The 17,642-nt window shown below is 66.9% G+C and carries 14 protein-coding genes; 9 read left to right on the top strand and 5 right to left on the bottom strand.

The window, feature by feature from the left end; translation table 11 throughout:
- Window position 1: 1 nt before the first annotated feature.
- The 8 genes from HZF05_RS00505 to HZF05_RS00470 all read left to right on the top strand — a co-directional run bounded on the left by HZF05_RS00505 (window position 2) and on the right by HZF05_RS00470 (window position 8,512).
- On the top strand, window positions 2–277 hold the full coding sequence (locus tag HZF05_RS00505) for a VirB3 family type IV secretion system protein (protein ID WP_022688821.1): 276 nt from the start codon (window positions 2–4) through the stop codon (window positions 275–277).
- Entirely contained in the window at window positions 274–2,673 is a 2,400-nt protein-coding gene (locus HZF05_RS00500; protein WP_160364681.1) for a VirB4 family type IV secretion/conjugal transfer ATPase, read from the top strand. The genes HZF05_RS00505 and HZF05_RS00500 overlap by 4 nt, the downstream gene beginning before the upstream one ends.
- Window positions 2,670–3,866 carry a type IV secretion system protein gene (locus tag HZF05_RS00495; protein ID WP_160364680.1) on the top strand — a complete coding sequence of 399 codons (1,197 nt, stop codon included), beginning with the start codon at window positions 2,670–2,672 and terminating at the stop codon, window positions 3,864–3,866. Before HZF05_RS00500 ends, HZF05_RS00495 begins: the two co-directional genes overlap by 4 nt.
- The gene (locus HZF05_RS00490) at window positions 3,863–4,624 is read left to right on the top strand and encodes a TrbG/VirB9 family P-type conjugative transfer protein (RefSeq protein ID WP_160364679.1); all 762 of its coding nucleotides are present in this window, start codon (window positions 3,863–3,865) and stop codon (window positions 4,622–4,624) included. The genes HZF05_RS00495 and HZF05_RS00490 overlap by 4 nt, the downstream gene beginning before the upstream one ends.
- Complete coding sequence (locus tag HZF05_RS00485) at window positions 4,621–5,685, top strand: TrbI/VirB10 family protein (protein ID WP_160364678.1); 1,065 nt, start codon at window positions 4,621–4,623, stop codon at window positions 5,683–5,685. The genes HZF05_RS00490 and HZF05_RS00485 overlap by 4 nt, the downstream gene beginning before the upstream one ends.
- Window positions 5,685–6,668, top strand: a complete 984-nt coding sequence (virB11, locus tag HZF05_RS00480; RefSeq protein WP_160364677.1) for a P-type DNA transfer ATPase VirB11 — start codon at window positions 5,685–5,687, stop codon at window positions 6,666–6,668. Before HZF05_RS00485 ends, virB11 begins: the two co-directional genes overlap by 1 nt.
- Window positions 6,669–6,772: 104 nt before the next feature.
- Window positions 6,773–7,228, top strand: a complete 456-nt coding sequence (locus tag HZF05_RS00475; RefSeq protein ID WP_181638757.1) for a hypothetical protein — start codon at window positions 6,773–6,775, stop codon at window positions 7,226–7,228.
- A 126-nt stretch (window positions 7,229–7,354) separates the two neighbouring features.
- Complete coding sequence (locus HZF05_RS00470; protein ID WP_343046797.1) at window positions 7,355–8,512, top strand: glycosyltransferase; 1,158 nt, start codon at window positions 7,355–7,357, stop codon at window positions 8,510–8,512.
- Window positions 8,513–8,862: 350 nt separating this feature from the next.
- Here HZF05_RS00470 and HZF05_RS00465 read toward each other — a convergent pair whose 3' ends face one another.
- The 4 genes from HZF05_RS00465 to gyrB all read right to left on the bottom strand — a co-directional run bounded on the left by HZF05_RS00465 (window position 8,863) and on the right by gyrB (window position 15,778).
- Complete coding sequence (locus tag HZF05_RS00465) at window positions 8,863–11,160, bottom strand: TonB-dependent receptor (RefSeq protein ID WP_160364674.1); 2,298 nt, start codon at window positions 11,158–11,160, stop codon at window positions 8,863–8,865.
- 5 nt (window positions 11,161–11,165) lie between these two features.
- Entirely contained in the window at window positions 11,166–12,113 is a 948-nt protein-coding gene (locus tag HZF05_RS00460; RefSeq protein WP_160364673.1) for a FecR family protein, read from the bottom strand.
- On the bottom strand, window positions 12,110–12,640 hold the full coding sequence (locus HZF05_RS00455; protein WP_160364672.1) for an RNA polymerase sigma factor: 531 nt from the start codon (window positions 12,638–12,640) through the stop codon (window positions 12,110–12,112). The genes HZF05_RS00460 and HZF05_RS00455 overlap by 4 nt, the downstream gene beginning before the upstream one ends.
- A 681-nt stretch (window positions 12,641–13,321) precedes the next feature.
- A complete protein-coding gene (gene gyrB / locus HZF05_RS00450) occupies window positions 13,322–15,778 on the bottom strand; it encodes a DNA topoisomerase (ATP-hydrolyzing) subunit B (RefSeq protein WP_160364671.1) in 2,457 nt (818 codons plus the stop codon).
- Between the two features lie 107 nt (window positions 15,779–15,885).
- Here gyrB and HZF05_RS00445 point away from each other — a divergent pair, with 107 nt between their 5' ends.
- Window positions 15,886–17,295, top strand: coding sequence for a M20/M25/M40 family metallo-hydrolase (locus HZF05_RS00445; RefSeq protein ID WP_160364670.1), 1,410 nt, complete (start codon window positions 15,886–15,888; stop codon window positions 17,293–17,295).
- Between the two features lie 3 nt (window positions 17,296–17,298).
- On the opposite strand, the gene HZF05_RS00440 is transcribed toward HZF05_RS00445, so the two are convergent.
- On the bottom strand, window positions 17,299–17,553 hold the full coding sequence (locus HZF05_RS00440) for a hypothetical protein (RefSeq protein ID WP_160364669.1): 255 nt from the start codon (window positions 17,551–17,553) through the stop codon (window positions 17,299–17,301).
- Window positions 17,554–17,642 lie beyond the last annotated feature (89 nt).

Below are 17,642 nucleotides of genomic sequence, written 5' to 3'. Positions count from 1 at the left end.
CATGCAGCGCGCTCCCGTCTTCCGCGCGCTGACCCGCCCGCAGATGTTCGGGGGCGTCACCTACAGCTTCTTCGTGATCAACATGGGCGTCACCACCGAAGCATTCCTGATCACCCGCAGCTTCTGGGCCTTGCCCGTGGCACTGGTGGTGCATGGCATCGGCTACCTCGCCTGCCTGCGCGAGCCGCGCGTGTTCGATCTCTGGCTGACCAAGGTCAGCCGCTGCCCCCGCGTGCGCAATCACAAGCGCTGGGGCTGCAACAGCTACGCGCCATGATGAAGTGGACCGGACCCGCGGCCTGGGGGGCCAAGGAAGCGAAAGCGGGCGATCGCCTGCCTTATACGCGCCACCTCGATAGCCAGACGCTGCGCCTGCGCGACGGTGCGGTGATGCGGATGATCCAGGTGCCCGGCCTCCCCTTCGAAACCGAGGATGACGCCGCGCTCGATCATCACCTCGCCGTGCGCGAGACGATGCTGCGTTCGGTGCTCGATGCGCGCTTCGTGGTGTATCACCATGTCGTGCGTCGCCGGGTGCGGGTGACGCTAGACGGCGCGCCCGAGGAACCGTTCGCGGCGTTGCTCAACGATCGCTGGCAGCACCGGCTCGACACCCGCCGCCTGTTCGTCAACGAGCAGGTGCTGACCATCGTCCGTCGCCCCGCGCGCGGCAAGACCGGCTGGCCGGACAAGATCAGGCGCCTGATGGCCGGCAAGGATGCCGAGCCCGACACCGCCGACATCCGCGCGCTCGACGCCGCCGCGACCGCGCTGGTCGCCGCGCTTGAGGCTTATGGCGCACGCCAGCTTGGCACCTATCAGGGCGTCGGCGGCCTCTGCTCCGAGCTGCTGGAGATCCTCTCGGCCATCTACAATGGAGAGATGCGGCCGGTGCTGCTGCCGCCCGAGGGCACCGATCTCGGCCACCATATCCCCTATGCGCGCGTCAGCTTCGGCCTCGACGCGATCGAGACGGCGCAAGCCGGCGGCCGTAACTTCGCCGGCATGCTCTCGGTCAAGGAATATCCCGACGCCACCCGCGCCGGCTTGATCGACAACATCCTGCGCCTGCCGCACGAGCTGGTGCTGACCGAGAGCTTCGCGCCTGCCGATCGCCAGATCGCGCGCGAGCGGATCGATCTCGCCATCCGCCGCCTCCGCTCCGCCGACGAGGAAGCGGGTGCCGAGCGCCGCGAGATGCTCGCCGCACGCGACGCGCTGGGGGCCGGGCAGGCCGGCTTCGGCGACCATCACCTCTCGCTGCTGGTCCGCGCCGACGACCTGACCCAGCTGGACGGCGCGATGGCATCGGCCGGCGCGGCGCTCGCCGACATGGGCGCGATCGCGGTGCGCGAGGACGTCAACATGGAGCCGGCCTTCTGGGGCCAGTTCCCCGGCAACGAGGCCTATCTCGTCCGCCGTGCGCTGATCTCCACGGCCAATGCGGCGGGCTTCCTGTCGCTCCACGGCATGCCCTTCGGCAAGCCCGACGGCAACCATTGGGGCCCGGCCGCGACCGTCTTCGAGACGACCAGCGCGACTCCCTATTTCTTCAACTTCCACGAGGGCGACCTCGGCAATTTCACCGTCATCGGCCCGTCGGGCTCGGGCAAGACGGTGGTGCTCAATTTCCTCGCCGCCCAAGCGCAGAAGTTCGCGCCGCGCACCATCCTGTTCGACAAGGATCGCGGCGCCGAAATCTTCCTGCGCGCCTGCGGTGGCCATTATGCGCAGCTGCAGCCGGGCCAGCCGACCGGCTTCAACCCGCTGGCGCTGCCCGATACCCCGGTCAACCGCGCTTTCCTGCGTGACTGGCTCGGCGTGATGCTGGCGGCAGAGGGGCCGGACGAGCTGGCCGCCGTCGCGTCGGCAGTCGATGCCTGCATGGAGGCCGATCCCGGCTTCCGCCGCCTGCGCTATTTCCGCGAGCTACTGAGCGGGTCTCGCCGGCCCGAGGCGGGCGACCTCGCCTCGCGCCTCGATCCCTGGATCAACGCGGGCGAGCATGCCTGGCTGTTCGACAATGCCGTGGACGCACTCGATCTCGACGCCCGCACGCTCGGCTTCGACATGACGGCTTTGCTCGACAGCTCGACCTTGCGCACGCCGACTATGCTCTACCTCTTCCACCGCGTCGACGAGCGGCTGGACGGCGAGCCGACCGTGATCCTGATCGACGAGGGCTGGAAGGCGCTCGACGATCCGGTCTTCGCCGCGCGCATCCGCGACTGGCTGAAGACGCTGCGCAAGAGGAACGCGCTGGTCGGTTTCGCCACGCAATCGGCGCGCGACGCGCTCGACAGCCGCATTGCGGCGGCGATCGTCGAGCAGACCGCGACGATGATCTTCACCCCCAATCCGCGCGCCCGGCCCGAGGATTATTGCGAAGGCTTCGGCCTTTCCGAGCATGAGCTGGAGCTGATCCGCCAGCTGCCCGCGCACAGCCGCTGCTTCCTCGTCCGCCATGCCAATCATTCGGTGGTGGCACGGCTCGATCTGGCGGGCGAGCCCGATCTGCTGACCGTCCTGTCCGGCCGCGAGGCGAGCGTGCGCAAGCTCGATCGCCTGCGCGAGGAACTGGGCGATGCGCCCGCCGCCTGGTTCGAGGCGCTGACCGGCACGCCATGGCCCGTCACCGGCGACGAGCCGGCTTATTCGGAAGCGGCCGAGTGAACGCCTGCCCCGCCCTCGACATCGAGACCGGCGGCCTCGCGCAGGCGCTGCGCGCGATCGACTGCCGCACCGGCGAGGGCACCCAGATCGCCTTCGGTCGGCTGTTCGGCGATCACGGCGCGCTGATCCCGGCGCTGACCATCCTGTTGACACTGTACGTGGCAATCTTCGCCATCGGCCTGCTCACGGGCCGCTCGCGGCTCGGCATCGGCACGCTCACGCCCCGCATGCTGACGCTGGGCATGGTGCTGACCTTCGCGACCTCCTGGCTCGCCTATCAGAACGTGATCTGGACGCTGGCGGTCGGCGCGCCGGACCAGCTCGCGACGATCATCGCCGGCACCCACGGATCAGCGACGGCGGCCTTCGCCGACAAGCTCGATGTCGTGTTCCAGGCGATCGCCGACAGCACCCACCAGCAGACCCCCGCCGTTGCCACCTCGGCCGTCGGCGCCACTGCCAACGGCGCGTCGTCCACCGGCGTCTCGATCCTGTCCCCACAGGGTATGATGTGGATTTCCGGGCTGATGCTGCTGGTCGGCACGGTCGGGGTGCTGGTCACAGCCAAGGTGGCGCTGGCAGCACTGCTGGCGCTGGGGCCGGTGTTCATCACGCTCGCCATCTTCCCGGCGACGCGCGGCCTGTTCGAGGGCTGGCTGAAGGCGGTGGTGTCGAGCGCGCTGATCCCGCTCTTCACCGTGCTGATCGGCGGCGCGGCGCTGACCCTGATCACCCCGCTGATCCGCGACGCGCTGATGGATTCGACCGAGGTCGCCAGCAAGAGTGCGACTGCCCTGTTCCTCGCCGCCTGCGTCTATACCGCGCTGATGGTCATGGTGGCGCGCGTCGCGGGCGCGCTCGTCGCCGGATGGCGCATACCCTTCCTCCACGCCGAGGCGGCGACGTCTCCGGCGACATCGCAGCCGCCCGTCACAATCCTGCCTCCGATCGTGCCCGGTGCCGCCGGTGCGCGACCGACGAGCGAACGCGTGCGCGGCATGCTGGCCGCCCTGCCCCCATCCGAAAGCACTGCATTGGCCCCCGTTGCCGGCACCTCGCGCGCGCAGACCGTGGTGATGGGCATGGCACCCGCCGCCCCCCTCCCGCCGCCGCGCACCGACCGCCGCCTCGACGGTGTCGGCAGCGGCTTCCGCGCCCGTCCCGAGACACCCGCCAAGGCCCGCTTGTCATGACCCGTTTCCTGATCCTCACGGCGTTACTCGCGACGCCCGCTCTCGCCAGGGACCCGCGCATCGCGACGCGCCTCTACAATCCCAGCGATATCGTGACGGTGCACGGCCATACCGGCATCCAGTCGACCATCGAGTTCGGCGCGGACGAGCATATCGACAACATCGCGGTCGGCGATTCCGCCAACTGGCAGGTGACGCCGAACAAGCATGCCAGCCTCGTCTTCGTGAAACCGATGCAGCCGACCGCGCGCACCAACATGACGGTGGTGACCGATCGGCGCACCTATCTGTTCGATCTCGTCGCGACGCCGATGGGCGCCCCGCTCTACGTGATGCGCTTCACCTATCCGCCCGAGCCCAGGCCGGTGGTGGCGATCACGCCGGTGCCCGCACCGGCTCTGCCCGCAGCGCAGGTGGCCGAGAAGGCGCCCGAGGCGACGCCGGCCGATCTCCATTTCGACTGGGCGACGAGCGGATCGAAGCAGCTGCTGCCGATGCGCGCCTTTGACGACGGCAAGTCGACCTGGCTCGCCTGGCCCAAGGATGCGGCGATGCCCGCCATCCTCCAGCGCGAGCCCAATGGCGACGAAGGCCCGGTCAACTACCGCGTGCAGGGCGACTATGTGGTGGTGGACGGCGTGCCGCCGCAGCTCGTGCTGCGCCAGGGCAAGCTGATGGCGACGCTCACGCCCGCACCCCATCCGGCGTCCGACGCCGCGCCGCCCGCCGGCGCCCAGACCGCGAGTGCCCGGCCATGAGCACCACCACCCGCCAGCCGATCCTGCTGCGCCCAATCGAGGACAGCGATCCCCGCATCCTCGCCGAGCCGCGTGAGCTGCAACTTGCCAGCCGCAACGCCTATCCGCTGGTGGCACAGCAGGGCAGGAAATCGGACTCGCTGGGGCTTGCCGCCGGTGCCGGGATCGCGCTGTTGCTCGGCGGCGTGACATTCTGGTCGATGAGCGCACATCGCGCGCCGTCACCCGAGCCGCAAACCGTCACGGCGCCCGTGGTAGCGCCGCTTCCCGCGCCGATGGTTCCGCAGCGGCCGGTCGCCGTCCCGTTGCCGGTCGCGCCGCCAGCCGTTTCGGCGCCCGCGATCGCAGCAGCCGCCTCGCCGGCGTTGGTTTTCGATAATTCGCAGGCGCCCGCCTCACCCGCCGCGACGACGACGCCGGTGCCCGGCAAGACGGCGGATGGCAAGCAGCTCACCGGTGACGACAACGACCAGTTCGCGTTGCGCGTCGGCGGCTCATCCGATGTCGCGACCGCCGAGCCGATGACCTCGCCGTCCGACACGATCGCGCAGGGCACGCTGATCCCGGCCGTGCTGGAAACCGCGATCGACACCGATCTGCCCGGCTATGTCCGCGCCGTGGTAAGCCGCGACGTCAAATCCTTCGATGGCGCCAAGGTCCTGATCCCACGCTCCTCGCGGCTCGTCGGCCAGTACAAGTCCGGCCTCGCTGCCGGGCAGACGCGTGCCTATGTGATCTGGTCGCGGCTGATCCGGCCGGACGGCGTGTCGGTCGCGCTGGGATCTCCGGCGGTGGATTTCACCGGCGAGTCCGGCCTCTCCGGCAAGGTGGACAGCCATTTCTTCAAGCGCTTCAGTTCGGCGGTGCTGCTCTCGGTGGTCGGCGGCCTCTCCTCGATCGCAGGCAACGCCTCGGTGATCGTCTCGGGCGGGCAGAGCGCCGCCTCGGTCGCCGCCCAGCGCGACACCAGCATCGCGCCGACCGTGAAGGTGCCGCAGGGCCAGCCGATCCGCGTCTTCACGGCGCGCGACCTCGATTTCTCGTCCGCCACGGCCGGGTGATGGGGGCGATCGAGGCACTGCCGGCAAGCAACGGGGGCGGCGTCTATCTCGATGCCTATCTGGCGCCGCTGAAGCCCTGGCTGTCGTGCGAGGCTGTCACAGAAATCCTCGTCAATCGGCCCGGCGAAATCTGGGTGGAGGCGGCCGGCACGGGCATGAGCCGCTACGATCTGCCCGCGCTCGACGACCGCCATCTCCAGCGTCTGGCCGAGCAGATCGCACGGATCAGCCATCAGGGCGTCAACCGCGAGCGCCCCCTGCTTTCGGCCGTGCTGCCGGACGGCGCGCGCGTGCAGTTCGTGGCCCCGTCGGCCACGCGCGCCCACTGGGGCATGGCTATCCGCCGGCACCGACTCGTCGATCTCCCGCTCTCGGCCTACGATCACGGCCCTCTGTCGAGCGATACCGAGCGCGCGCCGATGCCCGATCCGCAGACCGATCCTGTCGGCTTCCTGTCACGCGCGGTACGCGAGCGGCTGACCATCCTGATCTCGGGCGGTACGTCGAGCGGCAAGACCACCTTCCTCAACGCGCTGCTGCGTGAGGTGCCGGCGGACGAGCGTATCGTCCTGATCGAGGACACGCCCGAAATCCGCCTGCGCCATGCCAACGGCCTGGGACTCGTCGCCGTGAAGGGCGAGCTGGGCGAGGCGCGCGTCGGCACCGACGACCTGCTGCAGGCCGCGCTGCGCCTGCGGCCGGACCGCATCGTCGTGGGCGAGCTGCGCGGCCGCGAGACCGTCAGCTTCCTGCGCGCGATCAACACCGGCCATCCCGGCTCCTTCTCGACGATCCACGCCAGCTCGCCGGCGGGCGCGCTCGAGCAGCTGGTGCTGATGGTCATGCAGGCGGGTCTCGGCCTGGGGCGGCAGGACACGCTCGCTTACGCCCGATCGATGATCGATGTGATCGTGCAGCTGGGCCGGTCGGACGGCCGGCGCGGCATCACCGCGATAGAATGGATTGCGCGCGAGCGACCGTAGCCGAAATCAAGTCGGAATCTTCACCCCTCGCTACGACGGCCTGAATATATCCGGGCCACCTGCATGGAGCCGGAAGGTACCAATCCCCGCGACCGTCGGCGCGTTTGCGATCGCAACCAGACGGCACCTGCGACGACGACGGCGCCTGCGTCGAGGGCAGTGGCGAGGATTTGAATGAGTTGTTCTACCGCCAGCAGAACGCGCGATTCCGGGGCATGGAGGGCCAAGCCTCCTATGCGCTGCTGAAGCACGGCGACAGCCGCTTCGAGATCAACGCTCTCGGCAATTATACCCGCGCGACGCTGGACCAAGACGGCAACGTGTCGCGCATCGTGCCCTATCGCCTGGGCGGCCGCTTCATCTGGAAGAGCGGGATGCTCGATGCGAAGCTGCTCTACCTCCATGTCGGCAGGCAGGACAAATACGGCGCGTTCGACACGCCGACGCCGCTCGATCGATGCGCAGCAGGTCCAATCCGAACGTCCAGCTCGCGATCGTCGGCCGGAACCTGGCCAACGACGTCCCGCGCGCGGCGACCGCACTCCACAAGGACGAGGTGATCATGCCAGGCCGCAACGTCCGCTTCGTGATCCGCTTCGCCAACTTCTGATGCTCTTCGCCGCCGTGCCCCCGGGCGCGGTGGCGGACTGACTGCGGACAACTGCACCGGGCGGCGTCTTCCGGTCGTGACTGGCGAAACCCTTGCTCTCTCGCCGTGGACCGACGGCAGCCCGCATGCACGGCCAGCGCCGCCCGCCGCCCGCATCGCGATCGTGTTCCAGGACTTTGCCGCTGGCGGCACCGAGCGGATCATGATCCGCCTGGCGAATCGGTGGGCGCGCAGCCGTGAGGTGATGATCCTGTGCGGGTCCGAACAGGGGCCTGCTCGATCGCTGGTTTCGCCCGATGTTGCCGTCATCGAAGTCTCCCCGGCGGTTCCGAGATCGATCACGTCGCGCTGGAAGATGGGCCGCAGGATGCAGCCCCTCCTTCAGGGCTGGCGACCGGACGTGATCGTCGGCCCCGGCAATCACGTTCTTCCGATTTTCCTGGCGGCCGGTCCCTCGATCGCGCCGGTCATATGCAAGCTTAGCAATCCGATCGACCTCCGGGGTTTAAGCATCGTGCCGCCCGCATTGCACGCCCTCGTCCGCCGCCGGGCATGCGTGCCCCTGGCGCGGATCGTCGCAATGAGCCCGGCGCTTCGCGACGAGGCAGCCCGCTACCTGAACACCGATCGCGTGAGCGTTGTCGGCGAGCCGATCCTGTCCGATCTTCCGCAGACGCGACGCCGTCGGCTGTCAACGAACCTGCGGCTGATCTTCGCCGGCCGCCTCGTGGCGCAGAAGAACGTCGCCCTGGCATTGCGGACGCTGGCGGCTCTTCCGCACGACATCAGCCTCACCATCGTCGGCGACGGCCCGGATCGCGCGCGGCTCGAGGCGATGAGCCGCAGGCTCGGACTGGCGGGGCGTGTAGTCTTCACCGGAATGGTGCCCGACATTCGGCCTTATCTGGAAGGAAGCGATCTGTTCCTGCTCCCCTCGCGCTTCGAAGGCTATCCGGCGGTCGTGATCGAAGCGCTGGCCGCCGGCTTGCCGGTGATCACGACGCCAAGCTCGCCCGCCATGCGGGAAATCCTGATCGATCACTCGTTCGGGCGCATCGTGCCAGCCGATCCGATCGCGCTCGCGACCGCCATCATGGCTCATGAAGGATGCGATGGCCCTGATCCCTGCCTGCTTCGGCCGCTTCTGGAACGACATCTTCTTCCGGCAAGCTCAGAATGCTGGCTGGAAATCCTGGATGCCGTCGCGTTCGACCATAAGGCCCGGCCGGAATGACCATGTCGTCCCGCAGGAGCACCTGGCATAAAAGACCGGCTTTTCGCCAAGTTCGACGGCTTCAGGCGCCTTCCAGATGGCTGGAGTGGCTGCGCCTGTGGTGGGACGGGCTCGACTAGTGGATACTACCCGCCCCCATTGGGGGCCGCTGCGGATTCCATCGCTTCGCGCCGTCTCCCTCCCATGAACGGACATCCATCCCGTGATACGATAGGTCATCGCAATCGTGCAACCAGACCACTTTCGCGCTTCGGTTGGGGAAACGGAAGCCCGTTCATGTTCAGCGTAGGACGATGGTTGATCTGGGCGCAGCGCCATTGCGTGGTCTGCGAAGATGCCGCGCGTCCCGATCAGAACCCCGTGGACAGGCCGAGCCGGAAAGTTCTCGGCCGGAAGGGCGTGATCTGGGTGCCGCCCGCGAGCTGAAACGGGTTGCCCAGCGCGAACTGATTGCGCCCGTCGTCGAGAAGGTTCGACGCATCGAGCGAAACACTATACCGCCCGCAATCCCATCGGACGCCGGCGTTGGTCGCGACATAATGTCCCTGCGGAAAGTCGAGGGCGGTGCCGACACCGAGCTTCGATCCGCCGACATATCGAAGCGCGCCATAGAAACTCAGGCTGTCGGCCTTGCCCAAAGGAATCCGGAGATTGGCGCTCGCCCGAAACCCGAGATCATCGACGTTGGGCAGTGAGGCATCTTTCTCGCCCGCAAAGCCCGGTGCCGGCCGGTAAAGCGTGCTATCGTTCAGGAAAAGCCCGCTTTCGATATCGAGGTCGCGCCAGGGACGCCACTGAACCGAGGCTTCAAGCCCGACGACCCGGCCATTGCCGACATTGGTCGTGAGCGGCAGCCCCTGGCCGTCGATCAGATCGGCCTGAATGTTCCGCCAGCGCGCGAAGGATATGGCGGAAGTCGCCTGCAGCCTGGATGACGGATACCCCATTCGCACGCCCAGTTCGACCGTCGACAGGCCGTCTCCGCGATAGCGCTCGACCGCGGTATCGGACACGGAAAGGCCGCCCGGCCGGAATCCCTCCTGATATCGCGCATAGAGCGCGAGATCGGGCGCGACCCGCCAGAGCGCGCCGATCGAGGGCAGGAACGCCACACGGCGGCGATCCGGCTCCGGCGCATCCTCGACATGATCGAGGGCTTCTCCCAGCACCCGGTTGTAGGCGACGCGTCCGCCCGCCGTGACGGAGAATGACGGTGCCAGAGCGACCGTGGCTTCGCCAAAGAGCGCCGCTTCGAAGACCTTGTTGCGGCTCCCCGAAATGGCTGCCGGGTTTGACGGCGCACCCAGCAATCTGCGTATCCGGTCGACATTTTGAAGCGCTTCCAGTCCTACGACCCAGGAACCGCCGCCGTCATACTGATGGGAAAGCCGCATCTCGTTGGTCACGAGGCTGATATGGTCGTTTTCGCGAAAGAGGCGCGGCGGCCCTCCGGCTTCGGTCGCGTCATAGGTAAAGCTGACGTCGTGGCGGACGATCGTGGTCGAGGAGACGAGTTCGGTCGCCCCCATCGTGTGCCGCGCCACGAGATTGGCGAGCGAATAGTCGTTGTCAAAGGGCTGGGAGAGTGTGCTGCGCCGCTGCAGTTTCGGCAGCGTCCTGTCCGCATAGTCCCCGTCGCGGGCGTTGATGTCCTGCACGACACCCGTCGCATCGATCGTCCAGGTGGGGGACGGTGCCACACGCAGCTCGAGGCGACCACCGTGGGTTCTTGTGCGGTTGATGTTGGAAAGCCCACGCCCCGGATCGTCGATATAGCCGCCGTCCGTCGACTCATAGACAAGGCCCCGAACCCCAATCACGTCCTTTTTGACCGGGAGATTGATCAGACCCGCCGCATCGGAACTCGCGGTCCCGTCGCGGGTGGTGGATGCACCGAGCGACAGTCCGTAACCGAATCGATCGAGATCCGGTCTCACGGGGTCGAGACGCACGATACCACCCAGAGTGCCGGCGCCGTACAGCGTACCCTGAGGCCCCTCCAGAACCTCCGTCTCGGCGATGTCGTACAAAGCGAGGTCGGGATCCGGCGCGTTGTAGGTCAGCCGAGCTTCGCCCAGATACTGGCCGACGGTGCTTTGGCTCGGTCCGTTGAAACTCGAATCCGCAATCCCGCGGATGAAAAGCTTGTTGCGGCCCGATCCGAGATGGGTCGAACTCAGGATCGGCAGCTCGGACACCAGCGCTTCCGATCCGTGGCTTCGCATGGCCAGCGGAATATCCGCGACCGACACGACGATCGCGGAACCGGGATAGGCGGCGAGCACCGTCCCGCGCTTGCTGCCCGTCACCACTATGTCGATCGCTTGCGGCTCCGGCCGGACCGTCGATCGCGGCGGCATCCGGGCGCGCTCGATGCGAACAACTCGGTCACCGGTGAAGCGCGCGACGGCGGACGTCCCGCGCAGAATATGCGCCAATGCGCGGGAGACCCGAGCGCTGCCGTGAAATGCGTGCACCCGGACATCGCCCAGCGTGGTGTCTCCAAGCCCGATGGTGAGATCCGCCTGTTCACCGATGACGACGACAGCCTGGGCGAGCGGTTGTGCATCGACGTCGACCCGGACGACCGGGCCATCGGCCGATGCCGCGCGCGCTTCTCCGGCCGAGGTCCCGGAGAAAGTCAGCATAAGCGCTAGCGCGGCGTCAGCAGCCAGCCTTCGCCTTTGCGGCTCGCCGAAAGCCCGGCGACATTCGCCACCCGCTGGATCGTCCGCGACCGATCGCGATCCAGAAAGATCACACCGGTAAAGCGGCGATCCGCCATCCGGGGATCGGCGGTTACCGAAACGCCGAGGGCGCGAGACAGGTCGATCACCACGTCGGTCCATGATGCTCCTTGATAGACCAGTCGACCGTCCCGCCAGCCGCCGATGGCGCTGCCCTGCTGCACCGACGTGCGGATTATCTCGCCGTCGACGCCTATCCTCGCTTCCTGGCCGGCGGCCAGGCGAATATTCTCCGCTTCCGGGTCGATCGCAACCGCACCCTCGCGCACCGACACGCGAGTGGAACCGGGCGATATCGAGACATCGAAGGCAGTCCCGACATCCTGGATGACACGCCCGCCGACCTGAAGCCTGAAAGGGTGATCGCTATGATGCCTGACCTCGAAAAAGGCTTCGCCGTCCAGCAGGGCGATGGATCGATCATTGTCGATCCGCATCCGGCCGGCACCGTTGAGCGCGATTTTCGTCCCGTCGGCCAGCGCGATGTCGCGCGGCACGCCCGGCGAGGTGGCGATCAGACGGGCGCCCCCCACGTCCGGTCGCGGCCAGAGCAGGAGCGCCGCCGCGATTGCTGCGATCGATCCGCTCACCCAAGTGCCGATCGCCCAATGCCGGCGCTTTCCCGCCGCGTGATTGTCGTTGGCCACAAGCGGCGCGGGCGGCGTGGGACCTGCGGCCGGCAAGCGGCTGGTGGCACCCTCCATCTCGAGGCTTACCCTATCGAACGTCTCGGCGTTGCACGGGTCGTCCTCCAGCCATTGGAGATGCGCGTCCCACGCTGAAAAGTCGGGATCGGTGATCCGGCGGACCCAGTCGAGCGCCTGCTGCTCACGCTCCATTTCGGGCAAGCTCATGACGTGCCCCTTTCCTTCTGGGCGACGAGCACGGCCTTATAGGCTTTCTGGAGATGCTTCTCGACAGCGCTTACCGTTATCCCGAGCTCGGCGGCGATGTCGCGTTGCGCGATCCCGTCGACACGGTGACGGCGGAAGATATGGTCGGTCCGTTCACCCAGCCGCTTCAGGACTTCCTGTATCGCATCCAGCGAGCGGCGCGCCTCCAGCACTCGTTCCGGCGTGGGCGAAGGGTCGATTCCGGTGATGCCTCCCTCTCCTTCCTCGATATAAAGGCGCTCCCGCACGCCGCGCCGCAATTCGGTCCGGCGCCTGTCGAGCATGAGATTGTGCGCCATCCGAAACAGATAGGAGGATGGATCGCTCACATCCGTATTCGGCGGCAAGGATACGACCTTGAACCAAAGTTCCTGGACCAGGTCTTCCGCCTGATCCCCGGCGCCCCGCGCACGCAGATAGCGTTCGAGCGTGCCGCGAATGCGGACGAACTCATCGCCGAGCAATACGCCGGAGCCTGCCGATGCCATCACGCAGCCGCCATAGGATAGGTCGGGCTGCGACGGAATAGGCCGCTCGCGCCAAGCGAATATCGGCGCACGCTCATCGTGCCAGTGTTCGCGCCGCTGCGGTTTGCCCACGAAGCAGGTCCATCAAGAGTGGCGCCTCATTGCGCCATTCCTATCGTGACGTCCTCCCGCCGGGCAAACCGCAGCGATGCGAGCGAATATTGGATGCGTTTCCACAAATTGTGGCGTGATAGCCACGCGTTATTGCGAAGCTTGCTTCGGCTTTCGGGGCTGGCATAGCGGCGTAAGGGCAGCGTACGACCGGGTTTGCGGCAAAGCTCCTTCGGCCGTGCGTGATCTACCGGAGCGTGCGTGAGCCCGCCTATCTGGAGACGATTTCAAGGTCGTCGATACGGGATGCGGGTCGGCCGAAGGCTACGCCCGCGAAGAACCCGGTCTCGATTCCAGGGCAGTGGCAACGATTCGCAGTGAACTGCTCGCCTGGTACAACATGCGCCAGGATTTTGGCGTTTGCCCCCTCTCACGACGATGGCACGCCGCAGGAAAGTCAGGTTCCCGCTGTGCCCCGCACAAACCATATCGCACCACACTTCCGCCCAAACCGGAAACGGAATGTCTTTGGTCGAAGCGGTCGATATGATTCCATTTTCGACCTCGTTGGCCCCGCAGACATGCACATGATCAGACGTCCAGATTGGCCACCGACAATGCATTTTCCTGGATGAACTCGCGGCGCGGTTCGACCACGTCGCCCATCAGGCGCGTGAAGATCTCGTCGGCGACATCCGCCTGAGAGACTTCCACCTTGAGCAGCGAGCGATTGGCCGGATCGAGCGTGGTTTCCCACAGCTGTTCGGCGTTCATCTCGCCGAGGCCCTTGTAGCGCGCGATCGACAGGCCTTTGCGGCCCAAGGCGAAGACCGCCTCCAGTAATTCGGACGGGCGGCCGACGACCGTGCCCTTGGGGTCGGCGGGCGCCTCCTCGTCCTCGGCGATCTCGGCCTTCTCCGCCGCCTTGATCGAGACGAGCCGCGACGGCGTGCCATAGGCATCGGCCTGCTCGGCGGCGAGTGCGTGCAGCTTGCGCGCCTCGGCAGAGCCAAGGAAGGCGGCATCGATCACATGATGATCGGAAACACCCCGCCACTTGCGCGCGAGGTGGTAGCCGCCGTCGTCCGTAGCCTCGCCCTTCCATTCAGCCTCGGCATCGATGCGGCCGAGCCACTCCGCGACGTTCGGCGCCAGCGCCTTGCGATCGGCGTCGGGCGCGAGCGCGCCGGTCAGCGCCAGCGCCTCGACGATGCCCGGCTCGTAGCGGCGCGGCACATAGCCCATCAGCGTTCGCACACGCCGCGCATGATCGATCAGTGCCTGCAGGTCGGCGCCGGTGCGGCGGCCTTCGGCGGTATCCAGCGCCAGCGTCGCCACGCCGGCATCGACCAGATACTGGTCCAGCGCCGGCTGGTCCTTGAGATAGACCTCCGACCGTCCCTTGGCGACCTTGTAGAGCGGCGGCTGGGCGATGAAGAGGTGCCCGCGCGTGATCAGCTCGGGCATCTGCCGATAGAAGAAGGTGAGCAGCAAAGTCCGGATATGCGCGCCGTCCACGTCGGCGTCCGTCATGATCACGATCTTGTGGTAGCGCAGCTTGTCCGCATTGAAGTCATCGCGCCCGATGCCGCAGCCGAGCGCCTGGATCAAAGTGCCGACCTCCTTGGAGGACAGCATGCGGTCGAAGCGCGCGCGCTCGACGTTGAGGATCTTGCCCTTGAGCGGCAGGATCGCCTGGTTGTGACGGTTGCGTCCCTGCTTGGCGGAGCCTCCGGCCGAGTCACCCTCGACGATGAAAAGTTCGGACTTGGACGGGTCCTTCTCCTGGCAGTCGGCCAGCTTGCCGGGCAGCGAGGCCACGCCCATCACCGACTTGCGGCTCGCCTCGCGCGCCTTGCGGGCGGCCTCGCGGGCGGCGGCGGCGTCGATGATCTTCTGGATGATCGTCTTGGCGTGGCCGGGATTTTCCTCCAGCCATTCGGCGAGCTTGTCGGCCATCAGGCTTTCGAGCGGCTGGCGCACCTCGGACGAGACGAGCTTGTCCTTCGTCTGCGAGCTGAACTTGGGATCGGGCAGCTTGACCGAGACGATCGCGGTCAGCCCCTCGCGCATGTCGTCGCCGGTGAGCGTGACCTTCTCGCGCTTCATCGCGCCTGATTTCTCGGCGTAATTGTTGAGCGTGCGGGTCAGCGCCGCCCGGAACGCGGCGAGGTGCGTGCCTCCGTCGCGCTGCGGGATGTTGTTGGTGAAGCAGAGGACCTGCTCGTAATAGCTGTCGTTCCATTCCAGCGCTACGTCGATGCCGACATCGTCGCGCTGGCCGTTGATCGCCACCGGATCGGGCATCAGCGGGGTCTTGGTGCGATCGAGATATTTCACGAAAGCCGCGATGCCGCCCTCATAGTAAAGCTCGACTTCCTTGCGCTCGGCATGGCGGGCGTCGACGAGGAACAGGCGCACGCCCGAGTTCAGGAACGCCAGCTCGCGATAGCGATGCTCCAGCTTCTCGAAATCGAACTCGGTGATCTTGAAGGTCTCGGCGGACGGCATGAAGGTGACGCGGGTGCCGCGCTTGCCCTCGGCCTTGCCGACCACCTTGAGCGGATCGACCGCATCGCCGCGCTTGAAGCGCATGTAGTGCTCCTCGCCGTCCCGCCAGATGGTGAGATCGAGGAAATCGCTGAGCGCGTTCACCACCGACACGCCGACGCCGTGAAGGCCGCCTGAAACCTTGTAGGCGTTGCTTTCGGACGTGTTGTCGAACTTGCCGCCGGCATGCAACTGGGTCATGATGACCTCGGCCGCCGAGACGCCTTCCTCGGGGTGGATGCCGGTCGGAATGCCGCGGCCATTGTCCTCGACCGAAACCGAGCCGTCCGGATTCAGCTGGATGATCACCCGGTCGCAATGGCCGGCCAGCGCCTCGTCGATGGCATTGTCCGAAACCTCGAACACCATGTGGTGAAGGCCGGACCCGTCGTCGGTGTCGCCGATATACATTCCGGGCCGCTTGCGCACGGCATCGAGGCCCTTCAGCACCTTGATCGAGGAGGCGCCGTAGTCGTTCGTCTCAGGGGTATCGTTCATGCCCATCATATAGGCATCACGAACGCGAAACTAAAGAGAAATGCGGCTTTCCGCGGGCGGCCGGCTTGTGCATTCTGCGTGCCGCCGGGGGGGCGCAGGGAGATCACATGAACCGCACCATCGGCATGCTGCTCGGGGCGTCCATGCTGGCGACGCCGGTCGCCGCGCAGGACATCCCGCTCCGCCCCGACCAGACCCGTTTCCGCGCGCTCTACCAGGAGCTGGTGGAGACCGACACGAGCATCACCACCGGCGACTGCACCGCGCTCGCCGCCAAGGTGGCGAGGCATCTGAAGCAGGCGGGCTTCACCGACGATCAGCTCACCCCCTTCTCGGTGCCCGATCATCCCAAGGAGGGCGGCCTCGTCGCCGTGCTGCCGGGGACGGACAAGGCGGCGAAGCCGATGCTGCTGCTGGGGCACATCGACGTCGTCACCGCCAAGCGCGAGGACTGGACGCGCGATCCGTACAAGATGGTGGAAGAGAAGGGCTATTTCTGGGGCCGCGGCAGCGCCGACATGAAGGCGATGGACGCGATCTGGATCGACAGCCTGATCCGCATGAAGGAAAGCGGGTACAGGCCCAGGCGCACGATCAAGCTGGCGCTGACCTGCGGCGAGGAGACCAGCACCGCCTTCAACGGCGCGCAATGGCTCAGCCAGAACAGGCCCGACCTGATCGCCGCCGAGTTCGCGCTCAACGAGGGAGGCGGCGGACGCACCGACGGGCACGGCAAGCTGCTGATCGCCAATCTCCATGTCGGCGAGAAGCTGGCGGTCAATTACCGGATCGAGGCGACCAATCCCGGCGGCCACAGCTCGGTGCCGATCCGCGACAACGCCATCTACGAGCTGGCCGACGCGCTGGCCAAGCTGCGCGACTACGATTTCCCGCTCCAGCTCTCCGACACCACCCGCACCTATTTCGCGCGGGCGGGTGCCGCGCGCGGCGACGATCTCGGCAAGGCGATGATGGCGATCGCGAAGAATCCCGGCGACAAGCAGGCCGAGGCGGTGCTCAACGCCGATCGCAGCTATCATTCGATGCTGCGCACCACCTGCGTCGCGACGCTGCTGGACGGCGGCCACGCCGAGAATGCGCTGCCCCAGCGCGCCGGGGCCAACGTCAACTGCCGCATCTTCCCGGGCACCTCGCCGCGACAGGTGCGCGACACGCTCGCGACGGTGATCGCCGATCCGCGCATGACGGTGAAGCTGACGGACGATCGCGGCGGCGTGGTCGCCAAGCCGCCGCCGCTCGATCCGAAGATCGTGGAGCCGGCCGAGAAGCTGCTGGCGAAATATTATCCCGGTGTGCCGCTGATTCCGGTGATGTCGACCGGCGCCACCGACGGCGTGTTCCTCGAACAGATCGGCATCCCGGTGTACGGCCCGCCCGGCCTCTATGGCGATCCGGACGGCAACGGCACGCACGGCCTCAACGAGCATGAGGCGGTGAAGGCGGTCTATACCGGCCGCGATTACCTGTTCGACCTGATCAAGGCCTATGCCGGCTGAGGCCTAGAGCTTCAGCGGGGTCAGCGAGACCGAGATGAAGGGTTTGCGATCGGAGCTGAGCGTGACGTTCAGCTCCGACAGCCCGCACGGGACCCGCCGGCCCGCGACGTGGGTGATCGCGACGCAGGCACGCTCGTGCACCTTGCCGACCGGCAGCGCCAGGATCGACACGAAGATCGCGCCGGCGAGCGCCAGCGTGGCGAGGACATCCCGACGCGCGGCACGGCGGCGATCGGACCTTGGGCGGCGCTGGCGCATGGGAACTTCCATCGTGGTGGAACGTCGCATGGGTAGCGCCAATATCCAGTCTTGACAAATAGGAACAAATAAAGAACATTGTCGGCGAC

Origin of the sequence: Sphingomonas chungangi, assembly GCF_013778325.1 — a bacterium.
Classification (GTDB): domain Bacteria; phylum Pseudomonadota; class Alphaproteobacteria; order Sphingomonadales; family Sphingomonadaceae; genus Solisphingomonas; species Solisphingomonas chungangi.
The sequence above is the reverse complement of the archived record's forward strand: the minus strand, read 5'-3'. Positions and strand labels throughout refer to the sequence as shown.

Bases quoted from the DNA above. Each gene is read 5' to 3' on its own strand.
- virB11 (WP_160364677.1), top strand. From the start codon at position 5,685: ATGGGGGCGATCGAGGCACTGCCGGCAAGCAACGGGGGCGGCGTCTAT.
- HZF05_RS00460 (WP_160364673.1), bottom strand. From the start codon at position 12,113: ATGAGCTTGCCCGAAATGGAGCGTGAGCAGCAGGCGCTCGACTGGGTC.
- HZF05_RS00490 (WP_160364679.1), top strand. From the start codon at position 3,863: ATGACCCGTTTCCTGATCCTCACGGCGTTACTCGCGACGCCCGCTCTC.
- HZF05_RS00485 (WP_160364678.1), top strand. From the start codon at position 4,621: ATGAGCACCACCACCCGCCAGCCGATCCTGCTGCGCCCAATCGAGGAC.
- gyrB (WP_160364671.1), bottom strand. From the start codon at position 15,778: ATGAACGATACCCCTGAGACGAACGACTACGGCGCCTCCTCGATCAAG.
- HZF05_RS00445 (WP_160364670.1), top strand. From the start codon at position 15,886: ATGAACCGCACCATCGGCATGCTGCTCGGGGCGTCCATGCTGGCGACG.
- HZF05_RS00455 (WP_160364672.1), bottom strand. From the start codon at position 12,640: ATGGCATCGGCAGGCTCCGGCGTATTGCTCGGCGATGAGTTCGTCCGC.
- HZF05_RS00500 (WP_160364681.1), top strand. From the start codon at position 274: ATGATGAAGTGGACCGGACCCGCGGCCTGGGGGGCCAAGGAAGCGAAA.
- HZF05_RS00465 (WP_160364674.1), bottom strand. From the start codon at position 11,160: ATGCTGACTTTCTCCGGGACCTCGGCCGGAGAAGCGCGCGCGGCATCG.
- HZF05_RS00505 (WP_022688821.1), top strand. From the start codon at position 2: ATGCAGCGCGCTCCCGTCTTCCGCGCGCTGACCCGCCCGCAGATGTTC.
- HZF05_RS00440 (WP_160364669.1), bottom strand. From the start codon at position 17,553: ATGCGCCAGCGCCGCCCAAGGTCCGATCGCCGCCGTGCCGCGCGTCGG.